The sequence below is a fragment of the Cryobacterium sp. PAMC25264 genome (assembly GCF_019443325.1).
GTDB lineage: Bacteria > Actinomycetota > Actinomycetes > Actinomycetales > Microbacteriaceae > Cryobacterium.
The window spans coordinates 3,097,366-3,113,625 of the sequence record NZ_CP080383.1 but is presented as its reverse complement, the minus strand read 5'-3'; the positions used below and the strand labels follow the sequence as shown (position 1 = coordinate 3,113,625).

The following is a 16,260-nucleotide window of genomic DNA, read 5'->3' as shown; positions in this document are numbered from 1 at the left end:
GACGGCTCACGAGGTCTGGACAAGCTCGACCAGCGACGTGGTGACGACCGCAGACGAAGTAGCGACGCAATACCGAACAGGAGAACGTCATGAAGACCCTGATCAAGAACGGCACCGTGGTCAATTCCACGGGCACGGCCCGAGCGGATGTGCTGATCGACGGCGACACCATCGCCGCGGTGCTCGCCCCCGGCTCCACCCTGCTCGGCTTCGACATCGAGCGGAACGTCGACACCGTGATCGATGCCGGCGGAAAGTATGTGATCCCCGGCGGTATCGACGCGCACACCCACATGCAGATGCCGTTCGGTGGCACCGAGGCCAGCGACACCTTCGAGACCGGCACCCGGGCCGCCGCGTGGGGTGGAACCACGAGCATCGTCGACTTCGTGGTGCAGTACGCCGGTGAGAACGTGCTCGACCAGTACCATCTCTGGCAGGAGAAGGCCCGCGGCGAGTGCGCCATCGACTACGGCTTCCATCAGATCCTCTCCGACGTGCAGGACTCCTCCCTCGTGGCCATGGACGAGCTCGTCAACGAGGGTGTCTCCAGCTTCAAGCTCTTCATGGCCTACAAGGGTGTGTTCCTCTCCGACGACGGCCAGATCGTCAAGGCCATGCAGAAGGCATCCAGCAACGGCAGCATGATCATGATGCACGCCGAGAACGGCAGCGTCATCGATCTGCTCGTGCAGCAGGCCGTCGCGGCCGGCAACACCACGCCCTACTTTCACGGCCTGACCCGGCCGTGGCAGGCCGAGGAAGAGGCCACCCACCGGGCCATCATGCTCGCCAACCTCACCGGGGCGCCGCTCTACGTGGTGCACGTGTCAGCCAAACAAGCAGTGGAGCAGATCGCCATCGCCCGCGACCGCGGCCAGAACGTGTTCGGCGAGACCTGCCCGCAGTACCTCTACCTCTCGCTCGAAGACCAGCTCGGTGCCGAAAGCGACGAGTGGGGCACCTTCGAGGGGGCGAAGTGGGTGTGCAGCACGCCGCTCCGGTCCAAGGCCGAGGGCCACCAGCACCACATGTGGCAGAGCCTGCGCACCAACGACATCCAGATGGTCTCCACCGATCACTGCCCGTTCTGCATGAAGGGGCAGAAAGACATGGGGCTGACGGACTTCTCCAAGATTCCCAACGGCATCGGCTCGGTCGAACATCGCATGGATCTCCTGTACCAGGGCGTGGTCGACAAGCAGATCTCCCTCGAACGCTGGGTGGAGGTCACCTCCACCACTCCCGCACGCATGTTCGGCATGTACGGCCAGAAGGGCGTCATCCAGCCCGGAGCCGACGGCGACGTGGTGATCTACGACCCGAACGGGCACACCTCGATAGGAGTGGGCAAGACCCATCACATGAACATGGATTACTCCGCCTGGGAGGGCTACGAGATCGACGGCCACGTCGACACCGTCCTCTCCCGCGGCAAGGTCGTCATCGACAACAACCAGTACCTCGGCGCCAAGGGTGATGGCAAGTACATCAAACGCGGTCTCAGCCAGTACCTGATCTAGGGAACACCATGGACTTCGGCGCAGTACTCCAGACCAACCCGCCCTCGGCGCGCACCGTGCAGCTGGCCGTGTTGGCCGAGAACCACGGCTTCAGCCACGTGTGGACCTTCGACTCGCACCTGCTCTGGCAGGAACCCTATGTGATCTACAGCAAGATCCTTGCCGAGACCCGCAAGGTGATCGTGGGTCCGATGGTCACCAACCCGGCCACCAGGGACTGGACGGTCACGGCCTCCACCTACGCCACCCTCAACGAGATGTACGGCAACCGCACCATCTGCGGTATCGGCCGCGGCGACTCCGCGGTGCGGGTCACCAACGGTCGGCCCAGCACGCTGAAGACCCTGCGGGAATCGATCCACGTCATCCGCGAACTCGCCAACTCCAGAGCGGTCGAGTACAACGGTGCCACCCTGCAGTTCCCCTGGAGCCAGGGCTCCACTCTCGACGTCTGGGTGGCCGCCTACGGCCCGCTCGCGCTCAAGCTCACCGGCGAGGTCGGTGACGGCTTCATCCTGCAGATGGCCGACCTCGACGTGGCCGAGTGGATGATCAAGACCGTGCGCACCGCCGCCGCCAACGCGGGCCGCGACCCCGAGGCGATCAAGTTCTGCGTCGCGGCGCCCATGCACATGGGCGACGACTGGCAGCACATGCGCGACCAGAACCGCTGGTTCGGCGGCATGGTGGGCAACCACGTCGCCGACATCGTCGCCAAATACGGCTCCGACAGTGCCGTGCCCAAGGCCCTCACCGACTACATCAAGGGCCGCGAGGGCTACGACTACAACGAGCACGGCCGGGCCGGCAACACCCACACCGACTTCGTGCCCGACGAGATCGTCGACAGGTTCTGCTTGCTCGGCCCCGCCGAGGCCCATATCGCCAAGCTCACGGCGCTCAAGGAACTCGGCGTCGACCAGTTCGCCGGCTACCTGCAGCACGACAACAAAGAGGAGACCCTGCGGGTCTACGGCGAGACCGTGATCCCCGCCCTCGCCGACCACATCACGGCCAAGGCATGACCCAGGCCGGCACCGTCAGCACCGCCCCGGCGAGGGCGTCCACTGCGGCGCGCGGCCGGTCCTGGTTAGGCCAGGGGATGCCGCGGCGCATCCTGGTGGGCGCGCTCGGTGTGCTCGCCCTCGCGCTGCTCTGGGAACTGTACGTCTTTCTCGCCCCCGCCGACGGCGTGATCGTCGGCGGTCTCACCGTGCTGCCGCGGGCCAGCGAAATGGCCATGCCGCACCTCTGGGTGATGCTCGAACGCATCCTCGAGCCCGTCACCGGCTCGTCCAGCGCGGTGCCGATGTGGCAGGCCGTGCTCGAAGCCGCCCTGTTCACGCTCGGCATCGCCGCGGTCGGCTGGCTCGTCGGCGTCACGGTGGGCCTCGCGCTCGCGCTGCTCATGCAGCGCTTCAGACTGGCCGAATCGGCCATCCTGCCCTGGATCATCCTCAGCCAGACGGTGCCGCTGATTGCCCTTGCACCGCTCGTGCGGCGCTGGGGCGCGCAGATCGAATTCGGCTCGTTCAGCTGGGAGAACTGGATGTCGGTGGCGCTGATCGCCTCCTACCTCGCCTTCTTCCCCGTCTCGATCGGCGCGCTCAAGGGCCTCGGCTCACCCGACGCCAACCACGTGGACCTCATGCACTGCTACGCGGTGGGCTGGTGGAAGACGCTCTGGCGGCTGCGGTTGCCGGCGAGCGTGGGCTACCTGCTGCCCGCCCTCCGCCTCGCGGCGGCCAGCGCCGTGATCGGCAGCGTCGTCGCCGAGGTGTCCATAGGTCTCCGCGGCGGCATCGGCCGGCTCATCGTCGAATACGCCGGCGCCGCCGGCAGCGACCCGGGCAAGCCCTGGGCCCCCATCTTCGGGTCGGTGCTGGTGGGTCTCGTGGCCGCCGGCTTCGTCGGCCTGATCTCACTGTTCCTACGTCGATTCCGCAGGGGAGAGGTGGCCGCATGACCACGGCAGCACTACCGGTACAGCATGCCGTCGAGGTGAAGGGGGTCAGTCGCGTCTTCGCCGGCCGCAAGGGCGCATCCGTCACGGCCCTGGATGCGGTGAGCCTTTCTGTCGCTCCCGGCGAATTCGTGTCGCTGATCGGCCCGTCCGGCTGCGGCAAAAGCACCCTGCTGCGGCTGATCGCCGACCTCGACACTCCCACGACAGGGTCGATCGAGGTGTTCGGCAAGAGCGCCAGGCAGGCCCGCATCGACCAGGACTACGGCATCGCGTTCCAGCAGGCCGGCCTCTTGCCCTGGCGCACGGTGACCGGCAACATCGAACTGCCCCTCGAACTGCACGGCACCGGCAAGGCCGCACGCCGCGACCGCGCCGCCGAGCTGATCGAGCTCGTGGGCCTGAGTGACTTCGCCGGGCACTACCCCGACCAGCTCTCCGGCGGCATGCAGCAGCGGGTGGCGATCGCCCGGTCGCTGGCCGAGAGCCCGAGCCTGCTGCTGATGGACGAACCGTTCGGCGCCCTCGACGAGATGACCCGGGAGCGCATGCAGAACGAGCTCGTGCGCATCTGCGCCGAGACCAGCGCCGCCGTGGTCTTCGTCACCCACTCCATCCCCGAGGCGGTGTTCCTCTCCAACCGGGTGGTGGTGATGTCGCCGAGGCCCGGCCGCATCCGCGACGTGCTCAGCGTCAACCTCGGCCGCATGAGCGACCGCGGCGAGAACCTGCGGGAAGACGAGGACTTCTTCCACTCGGTCAGCCAGGTGCGGGAGCTCCTGCACGGCGCCACCCCCACCGGGGCGCGCGGGGTCGAGACCCGATGAGCGCCCCGGCGGGCGTGCGCCCGGCGGCACCGGTGTCGGCCGAGCCGGCCCGGTCGGGTGCGGCGCGTTCCGGCCTGTCCCGCACGGTGCTGCCGCCGGTTCTCCTCGGCCTCGTCGCGATCCTGTTCTGGCAGGGCGCCGTCACCGTTCTGGCGATCAAGCCGTTCATCCTGCCGGGTCCGTTCGCGATCGGCGAGCAGTTCAGCGCCAACCTGCAGAACGTGCTGAATGGCATGGTCGTCACGGGCCGCAACGCCCTGATCGGCCTGGTGCTCGGCGCGATCGTCGGCGTGCTGCTGGCCATCCTCTCGGCCCTCGTGCGGCTGTTTGACGAGATGGCCGCGCCCGTCGTGGCGGCCTTCGCGGTGGTGCCCATCGTGGCGCTGGCGCCCGTGCTCTACACGATGTTCGGCGCCAACGCCGAGACCGCCCGGCAGCTCGTGGCCGCCCTGGCCGTGTTCGTGCCGGTGTACTTCAACACCCTCAAGGGCCTGCGCATGGTGCGTCCGGTGCACCGGGACCTGATGCGCTCCTACGCCGCGTCGAGCTGGCAGGCCACCAAGACGGTGACCCTGCCCACGGCCGTGCCGTTCGTGTTCACGGGCCTGCGCATAGCGTCATCGCTCGCCGTGATCTCGGCGCTGATCGCCGAGTACTTCGGCGGACCCGTCGGGGGCTTGGGCAAGTCGATCACCTCGGCCGCCTCCAGCTCCAATTACGGGCTGGCCTGGGCGTACGTTCTCGGCTCCATCATCCTCGGCCTCCTCTTCTACTGCGCGGCGCTCGGCCTGGAGAAACTGGTCAGCCGCCGCGCCCCCACCGCCTGAGCCCCACCCGCCCAGGCCCCCCCCACTCGTCCGACGCACCAGGTCGGTCACCCCGCAACACCCACCGCAGCACCTAACCCGCAGTACCCACACAGCAGAACCGGCAGCACCCGCACCATCCGTTACCCGCCTTGCAGCATGACCCCCCGCAGCAGCACCCCGCAGCAGTACTACTCAGGAGGAACCCATGAAACACAGCACTCGATGGCTTACGACGGCCGGCGCCGTCGCCGCGGCCAGCGCACTCGTCCTCACCGGATGCAGCGCCTCCAACGACACCGCCTCGCCCGACGACTCCACAGGCGGCGAGCTGACCCCCGTCACCCTGCAGTTGCAGTGGGTAGCCCAGGCCCAGTTCGCCGGCTATTACGCCGCCGTCGACCAGGGCTACTACGAAGACGAAGGTCTCGACGTCACCATCGAGGAGGGCGGCGCCGATATCGTGCCGCAGGACGTCCTCGCCTCCGGCGACGTGGACTACGCCATCTCCTGGGTACCCAAGGTGCTCGGCTCGATCGAGCAGGGCGCCAACATCACCGACGTCGCGCAGATCTTCGAGCGCAGCGCCACCACCCAGATCTCGTTCAAGGACAAGAACATCACCAGCCCGGCCGACCTCACGGGCAAGAACGTCGGCAGCTGGGGCTACGGCAACGAGTGGGAGCTCTTCGCCGGCATGCAGAAGGACGGCGTCGAGGTGGGCGACATCAGCCTCGTGCAGCAGGCCTTCGACATGAACGCGTTCCTGGCCGGCGACATCGACGCGGCCCAGGCCATGACCTACAACGAATACGCGCAGGTGCTCGAGACCATCAACCCCGACACCGGCGAGCTTTACCAGCCCGAGGACCTCAACGTCATCGACTGGAACAAAGAAGGCACCGCGATGCTCCAGGACGCGATCTGGGCCAACACCGACAAGCTCGCCGACGACGAGGCCTACGCCGACCAGACGGTGAAGTTCATCAAGGCCTCCATCAAGGGCTGGATCTACGCCGCCCAGAACCCGGAGGATGCCGCGACCATCGTGGCCGACGCCGGTTCTGCTCTGCCCGCCGGACACCAGCTCTGGATGACCAACGAGGTCAGCAAGCTGATCTTCCCGTCCACCAACGGCGTCGGCCTGATCGACGAGGCCGCCTGGGCCAACACGGTCGACATCGCCATGAACACGAAGAACGAAACCGGTGCCACCATCATCACCACAGACCCGCCCGAAAGCGCATACTCCAACGAGTACGTGCAAAAGGCCCTGGATGAACTCACCGCGGACGGGGTCGACGTCATGGGCGCCGACTGGACTCCGACCGACGTCACCCTGAAGGAGGGCGGCGAGTAGAACAACCCCGACCGGGCGGCGGCACACCCGCCGCCCGGTCACCACCGCCCCGCCTGTGCGGGGCAGAAGCGAAGGAACAAGCATCGTGACCGACATCGACAGCACCACCGACACCGGCACATCCACCGACACCGAGCTCGGACTCAACGACCTCACCACTCAGCTCGACAAGGCCCACGTCTTCCACTCCTGGTCGGCTCAGGGGGCGCTGAAGCCCCTCGTGATCGCCGGCGGTCTCGGCTGCCGGGTCTGGGACCACGAGGGTCGCACCTACCTCGACTTCTCCAGTCAGCTGGTCAACGTCAACATCGGCCACCAGCATCCGGCCGTGATCAAGGGCATCATCGCGCAAGCGCAACTGCTCACCACCATCGCCCCGTCCACGGCTAACCTGGCCCGTGGCGAGGCCGCCAAACGCATCGTCGACCGCGCACCCGACGGCTTCAACAAGGTCTTCTTCACCAATGGCGGTGCGGATGCCAACGAGAACGCCATCCGGATGGCCCGCCTGCACACCGGCCGCGACACCGTTCTCTCCACCTACCGCTCGTACCACGGCAACACCGGCGCGGCCATCGTCGCCACCGGTGACTGGCGGCGCATCCCCAACGAGTTCGCCCGGGGTCACGTGCACTTCTTCGGCCCCTATCTCTACCGCAGCGAGTTCTGGGCGCGCACCCCCGAGCGCGAGTGCGAGCGGGCACTGCAGCACCTCGAACGGGTCATCCAGAGCGAGGGCGCCACGTCGATCGCGGCCGTACTGCTCGAGTCGATCCCCGGCACCGCCGGGGTACTGATGCCGCCGCCCGGCTACCTGGCCGGTGTGCGGGCGCTGTGCGACAAATACGGCATCCTGCTGATCCTCGACGAGGTCATGGTCGGCTTCGGCCGCACCGGACGCTGGTTCGCATTCGAGGGCTCCGGCGTGGTGCCCGACCTGATCACCTTCGCCAAGGGTGTCAACTCCGGCTACGTGCCGGTGGGCGGCGTGATCATCTCGGATGCCATCGCCGCCGACTTCGACACGACGGTGTTCCCCGGCGGACTCACCTACAGCGGGCATCCGCTGGCGATGGCCTCGATCGTGGCGGCGCTGGATGCCATGGCGGACGAGGGCATCGTGGAGAACGCCGCCCGGATCGGCGCCGACGTGCTCGGCCCCGGCCTCACGGCGTTGGCGGAGAAACACCCGATCATCGGGGAGGTGCGCGGCGAGGGCGTCTTCTGGGCGATCGAGCTCGTGTCCGACCGGGAGACCCGGGCGCCCGTGGCGCCGGCCGTGATGGCCCGCATCAAGACCGAGCTGCTGGCCCGCAACCTGCTGCCCTTCGTGCAGGACAACCGTATCCACGTGGTGCCGCCCTGTGTCGTCACCGACGACGAGGTCGCCGAGGCACTCGCCATCTACGACGAGGTGCTCTCCCTCGACCTCCTCTGACCCCGTCCACCTCAACAGAATCGGATGACATGAACGACCTTCCCGTCCTCACCCACTGGATCGACGGCGCTCCAGGCACCGGAGCATCCACCCGCACCGCCCCCGTCTACAACCCGGCCACCGGCAGAGTGCAGCGCCTCGTATCCCTGGCCTCCGCCGCCGACGTCGACACCGTTGTCGCCTCGGCCCAGGCCGCCTACCCCGCCTGGCGGGACGCCTCGATCGCCAAACGTCAGGGCGTCATGTTCACCTTCCGCGAGCTGCTCAACGCCCGCAAGGGCGAGCTCGCCGACATCCTCACCAACGAACACGGCAAGGTCACCTCCGACGCCCTCGGCGAGATCGCCCGCGGCCTCGAGGTCGTCGAGTTCGCGCTCGGCCTGCCACACCTGGTCAAGGGCGACTTCTCCGAGAACGTCTCCACCGGCGTCGACGTCTACACGCTGCGGCAGCCGCTCGGCGTGGTCGGCATCATCAGCCCGTTCAACTTTCCCGCCATGGTGCCGCTCTGGTTCTTCCCCATCGCCATCGCCGCCGGCAACACGGTTGTGCTCAAGCCCAGCGAGAAGGACCCGTCCGCCGCTAACTGGCTCGCCGCGCTGCTCACCGAGGCCGGCCTGCCCGACGGCGTCTTCAACGTCGTGCACGGCGACAAGGAAGCCGTGGACGCGCTGCTGGTCAACCCCGACGTGCAGGCGATCTCCTTCGTCGGCTCCACGCCCATCGCCAAGTACATCTACGAGACCGCCGCGCACCACGGCAAGCGGGTGCAAGCCCTCGGCGGTGCCAAGAACCACATGCTGGTGCTGCCGGATGCCGACCTCGACCTGGCCGCCGATGCCGCGGTCAACGCCGGCTTCGGTTCGGCGGGGGAGCGCTGTATGGCCATCAGTGTGATCGTGGCTGTGGAACCCGTCGCCGACGATCTCATCGCCAAGATCGCCGAGCGCGTGAAGGGCCTCACGGTCGGCGACGGCATGCGCGGCTGCGACATGGGCCCGCTGATCACCGAGGCACACCGCGACAAGGTGGCCGGCTACATCGACATCGCCCACGCGGATGGCGCGGAGGTCGTGATCGACGGCCGCGGTATCGAGGTGGACGGCGACGCATCCGGATTCTGGCTGGGGCCCACCCTGTTCGACAAAGTGAGCGTGGACTCGGCCGTCTATCAGGACGAGATTTTCGGCCCGGTGCTGAGTGTGCTCCGGGTGGCCAGCTACACCGACGGTGTGGCGATCATCAACGCCAGCAAGTATGGCAACGGCACCGCGATCTTCACCAACGACGGCGGGGCCGCCCGCAGGTTCCAGCACGAGGTGCAGGTGGGCATGGTCGGCATCAACGTGCCGATCCCGGTGCCGGTGGCATACCACTCGTTCGGCGGCTGGAAGGACTCCCTCTTCGGTGACGCCAAGGCCTACGGCCCCGCCGGCATCAGCTTCTACACTCGGGAGAAGGCCGTGACCGCCCGCTGGCTGGACCCCAGCCACGGCGGCATCAACCTGGGCTTCCCGCAGAACACCTGACGCCGCTCGCAGCGTGCGTTAGTGCTTGCGGCGGAGGAAAATGCTCGCGGCGTGCGAAAAAGCGCTCACTATCTCACGCTGCGAGCATTATCGCGTGCCGTGAGCGTTGGTCCCGGTGGCCGGCCAGGCGGCCGGTCTCGGAACCGACCCCTCTCGTGCGGAAAACCCGCGCCGGCCGGGTTGTTGTGTGCACCTGGATCTTCCAGCCCGCGCTCATCGCTCAAATTCACGCCCGACCACCACCGGATCGTCAGCTGGCTCGGCGGGCCCTGAGCCTGGATCCCCGCGAGCCGAGCAGGATCCGAGAAGCGCATCGCACGGGTTCCTCCTACTCTGGTGGCCAGAGACTCATCCGGGACCAGTGAGGAACAGACTATGAGCACAGCCTTCAGCGCAGAGGAAAAGGCCGCGATGCGGGCGGCGGCGGCGGAAGCCAAGGCCGCGAAACTGGGCGCCGACCTCGAGGCCGTGTGCCTCACGGCGATCAAGGAGATGTCCGGCACCGACAGGGAACTGGCCGAGATCCTGCACCGCCTGGTCAAGGAGAACACCGACCTGGGTGCCAAGACCTGGTACGGCATGCCGGCGTACGCGAACGCTGACGGCAAAGTCGTGGTTTTCTTCCAGAGCGCCGCCAAGTTCAAGGTGCGCTACGCCACCATCGGCTTTCAGCCAGACGCGAGCCTCGACGACGGTGATCTCTGGCCGACGTCGTTTGCCGTCACCAAGCTCGGCTCCACGGATCAGAAACGACTCGTTGACCTGCTGGTCAAGGCCGTGTCGTAACGGAGCCGACGAAGGCCCCAACGGGGCGCGCGGGCTAGAGCCTTCGGTTTGCCTGCGCCCACTCGAGGGAGTGCCGCACCTGTGCGGTGCTGAGAGACGTGCTGCCGCCGCAGCGGGCGCAGACGTTCACGTGCTTCGTCGACAGAGGAAGCAGCGGGATGAAGAAGAGAGTGACTCTCGTGGAACGCTTCACCACGTGTTGCTCGGCCATGGTGTGGCAGTAGCCGCACACGAACGAGACGATATTGATCACGGCCTCGGACGTGCGGGAGCCGAAAAGAAGAAACATGGTTTGAGTCTTTCACTGTTCACTCTGGAGGCTCATTCTGGAGAGGGAATGTGCCGAGGGGGCCCCGGTGACCAGCCGCGTGGCGGTCACCGGGAGTCCGATTAGCGGCGTGCGCTGGAACGGCCGCTGACGCGGATGTAGATCAAGAGCACGATGATCGCCCCGATGATGGAGCCGATGATGCCGGCCGGCTGGAAGAATCCGTCCATCGGGTCGTGCTGGAAGATCAGGAACCCGAGGAATCCACCCACGAACGACCCGATGATGCCGAGAACGATGGTCATCGGGATGCTGATGTTCTGCCGGCCGGGCACGACAAGGCGGGCGACGGCGCCGGCGATGATACCGACGACAATGAGGCTGATGATGAGACCAAGCATTGTGGTCTCCTTCCTGTTGGTGACAACTGAGCTTCGAGATGGCCGGCGATTACCGGCCGACAACGAGCAAACCACCCTGACGGAGGTCCCGGCACACCCCTAGGGGTGTAACTTCCGAAAGGTCTCCGACGGTAGCGTTGCAGTATGTCCCCGCCACTGACTGTCGCCCTCGTTGATGACTACGACATCGTGCTGACGGGCCTGGCGCATATGTTCGACCATTACCGGGATCGCGTGCTCGTGGCCGAGATCGACGCGAACACGGGTCTGCACGACAGAACAGACATCGTGCTCTACGACTCGTTCGCCCAGCCCGAGTCCGATCATTCCGAGCTCGAGGCGCTCGTGAAGAATCCCCGGGCCGGACGCGTCGTCGTCTACACGTGGAACTTCCAACCCTCATTGATCGCGGAGGCGCTCGGGCAGGGAGTCAGAGGGTATCTCTCCAAGACCCTGCCCGCCCGCGACCTTGTCGCGGCCCTCGAATCGGTGCACGCGGGCGAGATCGTGGTGAGCGACCCGCCGAAACGCGCGGGCAGTGCACCGGGGCTCGATTGGCCGGGGCGACACGAGGGCATCACCGACCGGGAGTCGGAGATCCTCGCGCTGATCACCCAGGGCAAGAGCAACGCCGAGGTGGCTGAACTCACCTACCTGAGCCCGAACACCGTGAAGTCCTACATTCGCAGCGTATACGGCAAGATCGGGGTGGCCAGCCGCACCCAGGCCGTGCTCTGGGGAGTGAGCCACGGCTTCAAGCCCGACCACCATCGCATCGATAGCTGGCTCGGCGGCCCCTGACCCCCTCGCACCCGCAAGCATGAGACTCACGAACCTGTCCGTGTTCCTGTGCCGCGACCACGGCGAGTCACTGAGGTCTCAAGCAGCTCGTCGCCCTTCCGAGGAGAAGGCCGCACGTCCTAGCTGTCCGTGGGCGGTGCCGTGCTGAGGCTTGGGCGATTCGGACCGGAGCGGCCGCGGCGTTGGTGGGTTCGATCGATGACACTGTAGGCGACCAGCTTTATGCGGTCGTTGATCAGCGCCCACACGAGGGCGTACCCCCACACGAACAGCACCCACTGCCAGCTCAGCGCCGTCATGAAGATACCGAACAGGGCCAAGGAGGTAGCGAGCGCCTGAGTTCCGACGACGGCGATCACGAGCACTCTGGCCGGCTTCTCCGACCAGAACGGCCCGCGGGTGCGGGTGAGAAAGATCGTCAGGTGTCCGGCCACAGACAAGAGCAGGTACATCATCGTCTGCAGCTCGGGCCGGCCCAGGCCGAAAACGTTCTGGCCCAGGTAGAACAGCCCGAACGCCGCGATCGGTCCGACCACACCGAGCACTGTCGCGATGCCGAGGACCCGGCGCATGTCCCAGACCTGCGGGGTCTTCTCGAAGTGGACTCTGTCGTAGGCGATTGACAGGATGGCCGCGTCGTTCAGCAGCGCGAGAATGACGATCATGATCGGGGTCAACGGGTAGAAATTGAAGATCAGGATGGCCGCGGTCATGAACAAGAGCACCCGCAGCGTCTCGGCGATGCGATAAATGGCGTAGCTGGTCATCCGCTCGAAGATGCGCCGGCTTTCGGTGATGGCGTCGATGATCACCGACAGACCCGGTGTGGTGAGCACGATGTCAGCGGCCGCACGGGCGGCATCGGTGGCACCGGAGACCGCGATACCGCAGTCGGCCTTCTTCAACGCGGGAGCGTCGTTGACGCCGTCGCCCGTCATGCCGACGATGTGCCCGCTGGTCTGCAGAATGTCTACGATGTGGAACTTGTGCTCGGGAAAGACCTGGGCGAACCCGTCCGCCGCCTCGATCGAGGCGGTGGCCTCGGATGTCTCCTGGTGAGTGGAGTCGCCGAGGCCGCCTGCGTCGAGAATATTGCGTCCCATTCCAAGCTTCTCGGCGGTCTCCTGGGCAATGGCGAGTTGGTCGCCGGTGACCATCTTCACCGCGACACCCATGTCTACGGCCGTGCTGATCATGTGCTTGGCGTCGTCCCTCGGAGGGTCGAAGAGCGGCAGCACGCCCTGGAAGTGCCACTTTCCGGCGGCGTCTGTGCGTGCCACTCCGAGTGCGCGGAAGCCGCGTTCGGCGAACTGACGGACCGCCGCATCGACCTCCGTGGTGACGGATTCTCCGTTCGCGCACAGCTCGAGGACGATCTGCGGCGCCCCCTTCGTGACCGAGTAGGTCGCGCCCGTCGGGGCCATGACGGCAGCTTCCGTACGCTTGCCAACGGGGTCGAATGGATGGAAATCGCTGATTCGGTAGTCGGCCAGGCGCTGGTCATCGCTCACTGCACCGAGCACGGCCAGGTCGATGGTGTCCTGGTCTTCCGCCCTCGAGGCCAGAGCTGCGCTCAACACCACGTCGGCAGCGGTTACCCCCTCGACCGTGAACGGGTCGCCCAGGGTGAGCTCGTTCATGGTGAGGGTGCCGGTCTTGTCTGTGCACAGGATGTCCACGCCAGCCAGTTCTTCGATCGCCGAGAGCCGGGTGACGATGGCCTGTTTCTTGGCCAGCAACCGGGCCCCGACTGCCATGGTGACCGACAGCACTGTGGGCATCGCAACGGGGATGGCCGCGACCAATAGCACGAGGGCGAACTCAACGGTGGTCAGGAACGGGTCGCCCCTGATCGTAGCGACGACCACGATGATGGAAACCAGTGCGGCGGCCAGCACGATCAAGAAGTTGCCGATCCGCAGAACGGCCCGCTGGAAGTGGCTGGTGCTGGCATTCTCCTGCACCAGGTGAGCCGTGGCGCCGAAGAACGTGGCTGAGCCCGTGGCATAGACCAGCGCGTCCACCTCGCCCCGGCGCACGATCGAACCTGAATAGGCGGCGTCACCGGGGTTCAGTGTCGCCGGGAGGGATTCGCCGGTGAGGGCGGACTGGTCGACCTCGGCCGGGCCGCCGGGTAACAGCCGCGCGTCGGCCGGCACCACATCGCCCAGCCGCAGCCTGATGACGTCGCCTGGAACGAGGTCCCGGCTAGGGTGACTGGCCCACGTCCCGTCACGTCTGACGGTGGCGGTGATCGCCAGCTGCGCCTTCAGTGCTGCGACCGCGTTGCCGGCCTGGCGTTCCTCGGTGAACCCGACGGCGGCGTTAGCCAGTAGCAGTACCAGGATGATGGCGAAGTCCGGCCAGTGGCCGAGCACGGCGGAGAGGATGACTGCCGCCTCGATCATCCAGGGGATCGGACCCCACAGGTAGCCGAGAAGCTTGAGGAACTGGTTGGTGGTCTTCTCTTCGATTTCGTTCGGACCATAGTGGTTGAGCCGGGTGTCAGCCTCGGCCTGGCCGATACCGTCGGGACCGGAACGAAGTATGGCCTGCACCTTCTTGAGGGGCAGGGAGCGCAGCTTATCCGCTCCCCCCGAGCCCGCCGGCTGGGCGGTAGTGGATGGCCGCAAGAGACTTGGGTCGTCGTGAGGGGTGTCAGTGGGTCCGGTGGCGGTCATGACCGGGCCGTCACCGTTCGGAGTACGGCTTCGGGGGTGAGCCAGCCCGTCAGCATTCCCGTCGAATCGACCACCGGCAGGCCGTCGCTCTCGCTTGCGGCCAGGACCGGGTCCAGAACGCTGTCCAGGGTGGCGTCGGGGTCCGCGATACCGGGCATTTCGACAAGAGCGCTGAGAGTGAGCTCGTTGCTGTCGTCATCATTGCCGAGCGAATCGGAGATGGCCGTAACGGTGACGACGCCGATGAACTCACCGTTCTGATGGAGAACGGGCATGGCCCGCCGCCCGGCTCCGAGCATGATTTGTGCCCCCTCGGCCGGACTGAGTCGCGAGCTGATGGCGGGGGGTGCATCCCTCATCACTTCGCGCACGAGAGTCGAATGCAGCAGCATCCCGCCGGGCGCACCGTCGACGCTCACGCCGCGGCGGCGCAGCTTCAGAGTGTAAATGGTGTCTGTGCTGAGCATTCGGGATACCCCTGTAGCGATCACGATCGCGAGGAGCAACGGAAGGATGATGGTGTACTCGCCGGTCAGTTCGAACAGAATGATGGCGGCGGTGATCGGGGCCCTGGTCGCACCCGCGAACACGGCTCCCATACCCACGAGTGCGAAGGTGCCGGTCTGGCCCGCGAAGATGGGAAAGAGGGTGCCGGCGATGTCGCCGAACGCGGCCCCCAGCATTGCTCCGATGAAGAGTGACGGCGCGAAGACGCCGCCGGATCCTCCGATGCCGATGGTCAGGCTCGTGGCGAGGACCTTTCCCACGAGCAAGAGCACGACGAAGCCGAGTGCATAGCCACCCTGCACACCGCGCTCAAGGACCGGATACCCCACCCCATACATCTGCGGAAGGGCGAAGAGCAGCAGGCCGAGAAACAACCCACCCACTACCGGGCGCAGCCACTCCGGCCGACCCCGCCAGGCCCAGTCGCAGGCGTCTTCGACCGCGTAGAGCGTCTTCATGAATCCGACGCCAACTAAGCCCGCCGCGAGGCCGAGCACGGCGAAGAGCGCGAACTGAGACGGATTGACGATACTGAAAGCGGGCAGGGTGAGGAAGGGATGATCCCCCAGGATTGACCGGCCGACGATCGACGCGGTGACCGAGGACAACACCACAACGCCGAACGACTTCGCTGCAAAATCGCGCAGCAGAAGCTCGAGTGCGAAGAAGACACCGGCGATGGGGGCGTTGAAGGTGGCGGCGATAGCCCCAGCCGCACCACAGGCCACCAGCGTTCGCAACTGCGATTCGGGCAACCGCACGGCCCGGCCCAGGGTGGATCCCAGCGCTGAGCCGATTTGGACGATCGGCCCCTCCCTGCCGACGGACCCGCCAGAGCCGATGGTTATCGCCGACGCGAGCGACTTGACGATCGCCACCTTGCCCGGGATGCGTCCTCCCCGTTTGGTCACCGCGTACATGACCTCTGGAACGCCGTGTCCGCGCGCCTCTGGGGCGAACTTGCTGACCAGAGGCCCGTATAGCAGCCCACCGATAGCAGGCGCAAAAATCACGAAAGCGCCACCCAACCAGGGCAGCCATGGGTGCGCCGGATGCCCCTCGGTCGCCGAATAATCGGCTGTGCCGGTGAAGATCACGGTCGCGGTGGCCACCAGCCAGCGAAACGCGACCGCAGCCAGCCCCACGCCGGCTCCGACGACGACGGCCATGAACAGCAGCCGTCCCGTGCCGGTCAACAGCCGATCGAACGAGGTTCGGATAAGTTGGAGTCCCCGGGACGGACGCCGTTTCAGGCTCAGACCGAGCTGGGCCATCTGGCTCCTCCGATATATAGACTTATTGTGCGCAAATGCAACTGTTGCATGTCTGCAATAAAACGTTAGCACTGTGCGGATTGGGTAATGACCGGT

Annotated in this window: 14 protein-coding genes; 10 read left to right on the top strand and 4 right to left on the bottom strand. The window is 66.3% G+C overall.

Going from position 1 to position 16,260, the window contains the following annotated elements; genetic code table 11:
- Positions 1-89: 89 nt before the first annotated feature.
- The 9 genes from hydA to KY500_RS14430 all read left to right on the top strand — a co-directional run bounded on the left by hydA (position 90) and on the right by KY500_RS14430 (position 10,232).
- On the top strand, positions 90-1,523 hold the full coding sequence (hydA, locus tag KY500_RS14470; protein ID WP_219901135.1) for a dihydropyrimidinase: 1,434 nt from the start codon (positions 90-92) through the stop codon (positions 1,521-1,523).
- A gap of 8 nt (positions 1,524-1,531) precedes the next feature.
- Complete coding sequence (locus KY500_RS14465; protein WP_219901134.1) at positions 1,532-2,548, top strand: TIGR03842 family LLM class F420-dependent oxidoreductase; 1,017 nt, start codon at positions 1,532-1,534, stop codon at positions 2,546-2,548.
- Complete coding sequence (locus KY500_RS14460) at positions 2,545-3,489, top strand: ABC transporter permease (protein ID WP_219901133.1); 945 nt, start codon at positions 2,545-2,547, stop codon at positions 3,487-3,489. Before KY500_RS14465 ends, KY500_RS14460 begins: the two co-directional genes overlap by 4 nt.
- Positions 3,486-4,313: an ABC transporter ATP-binding protein gene (locus KY500_RS14455; RefSeq protein ID WP_219901132.1), complete on the top strand. Its 828-nt coding sequence runs from the start codon at positions 3,486-3,488 to the stop codon at positions 4,311-4,313. Before KY500_RS14460 ends, KY500_RS14455 begins: the two co-directional genes overlap by 4 nt.
- Positions 4,310-5,140, top strand: coding sequence for an ABC transporter permease (locus KY500_RS14450; protein ID WP_219901131.1), 831 nt, complete (start codon positions 4,310-4,312; stop codon positions 5,138-5,140). Before KY500_RS14455 ends, KY500_RS14450 begins: the two co-directional genes overlap by 4 nt.
- A gap of 187 nt (positions 5,141-5,327) precedes the next feature.
- Complete coding sequence (locus KY500_RS14445; protein ID WP_219901130.1) at positions 5,328-6,479, top strand: ABC transporter substrate-binding protein; 1,152 nt, start codon at positions 5,328-5,330, stop codon at positions 6,477-6,479.
- Between the two features lie 94 nt (positions 6,480-6,573).
- Entirely contained in the window at positions 6,574-7,917 is a 1,344-nt protein-coding gene (locus tag KY500_RS14440) for an aspartate aminotransferase family protein (RefSeq protein WP_219903458.1), read from the top strand.
- Positions 7,918-7,946: 29 nt separating this feature from the next.
- Positions 7,947-9,446 (top strand): CoA-acylating methylmalonate-semialdehyde dehydrogenase, encoded by a 1,500-nt coding sequence (locus KY500_RS14435; RefSeq protein ID WP_219901129.1) that lies wholly within the window; start codon positions 7,947-7,949, stop codon positions 9,444-9,446.
- Between the two features lie 375 nt (positions 9,447-9,821).
- Positions 9,822-10,232, top strand: a complete 411-nt coding sequence (locus KY500_RS14430; RefSeq protein ID WP_219901128.1) for a hypothetical protein — start codon at positions 9,822-9,824, stop codon at positions 10,230-10,232.
- Between the two features lie 34 nt (positions 10,233-10,266).
- Here the strand turns inward: KY500_RS14430 and KY500_RS14425 are convergent, their stop codons facing one another.
- Both KY500_RS14425 and KY500_RS14420 read right to left on the bottom strand, forming a co-directional pair.
- The gene (locus tag KY500_RS14425) at positions 10,267-10,521 is read right to left on the bottom strand and encodes a zinc-ribbon domain-containing protein (RefSeq protein ID WP_219901127.1); all 255 of its coding nucleotides are present in this window, start codon (positions 10,519-10,521) and stop codon (positions 10,267-10,269) included.
- Positions 10,522-10,622: 101 nt separating this feature from the next.
- Positions 10,623-10,901 (bottom strand): GlsB/YeaQ/YmgE family stress response membrane protein, encoded by a 279-nt coding sequence (locus KY500_RS14420; protein WP_219901126.1) that lies wholly within the window; start codon positions 10,899-10,901, stop codon positions 10,623-10,625.
- Positions 10,902-11,045: 144 nt separating this feature from the next.
- Between KY500_RS14420 and KY500_RS14415 the strand changes: the two genes are divergently transcribed.
- A complete protein-coding gene (locus KY500_RS14415) occupies positions 11,046-11,702 on the top strand; it encodes a response regulator transcription factor (protein ID WP_219901125.1) in 657 nt (218 codons plus the stop codon).
- Positions 11,703-11,821: 119 nt separating this feature from the next.
- On the opposite strand, the gene KY500_RS14410 is transcribed toward KY500_RS14415, so the two are convergent.
- Both KY500_RS14410 and KY500_RS14405 read right to left on the bottom strand, forming a co-directional pair.
- Complete coding sequence (locus KY500_RS14410; protein ID WP_219901124.1) at positions 11,822-14,335, bottom strand: plasma-membrane proton-efflux P-type ATPase; 2,514 nt, start codon at positions 14,333-14,335, stop codon at positions 11,822-11,824.
- 44 nt (positions 14,336-14,379) lie between these two features.
- Positions 14,380-16,236, bottom strand: a complete 1,857-nt coding sequence (locus tag KY500_RS14405) for a chloride channel protein (RefSeq protein WP_219901123.1) — start codon at positions 16,234-16,236, stop codon at positions 14,380-14,382.
- Between the last annotated feature and the right edge of the window lie 24 nt (positions 16,237-16,260).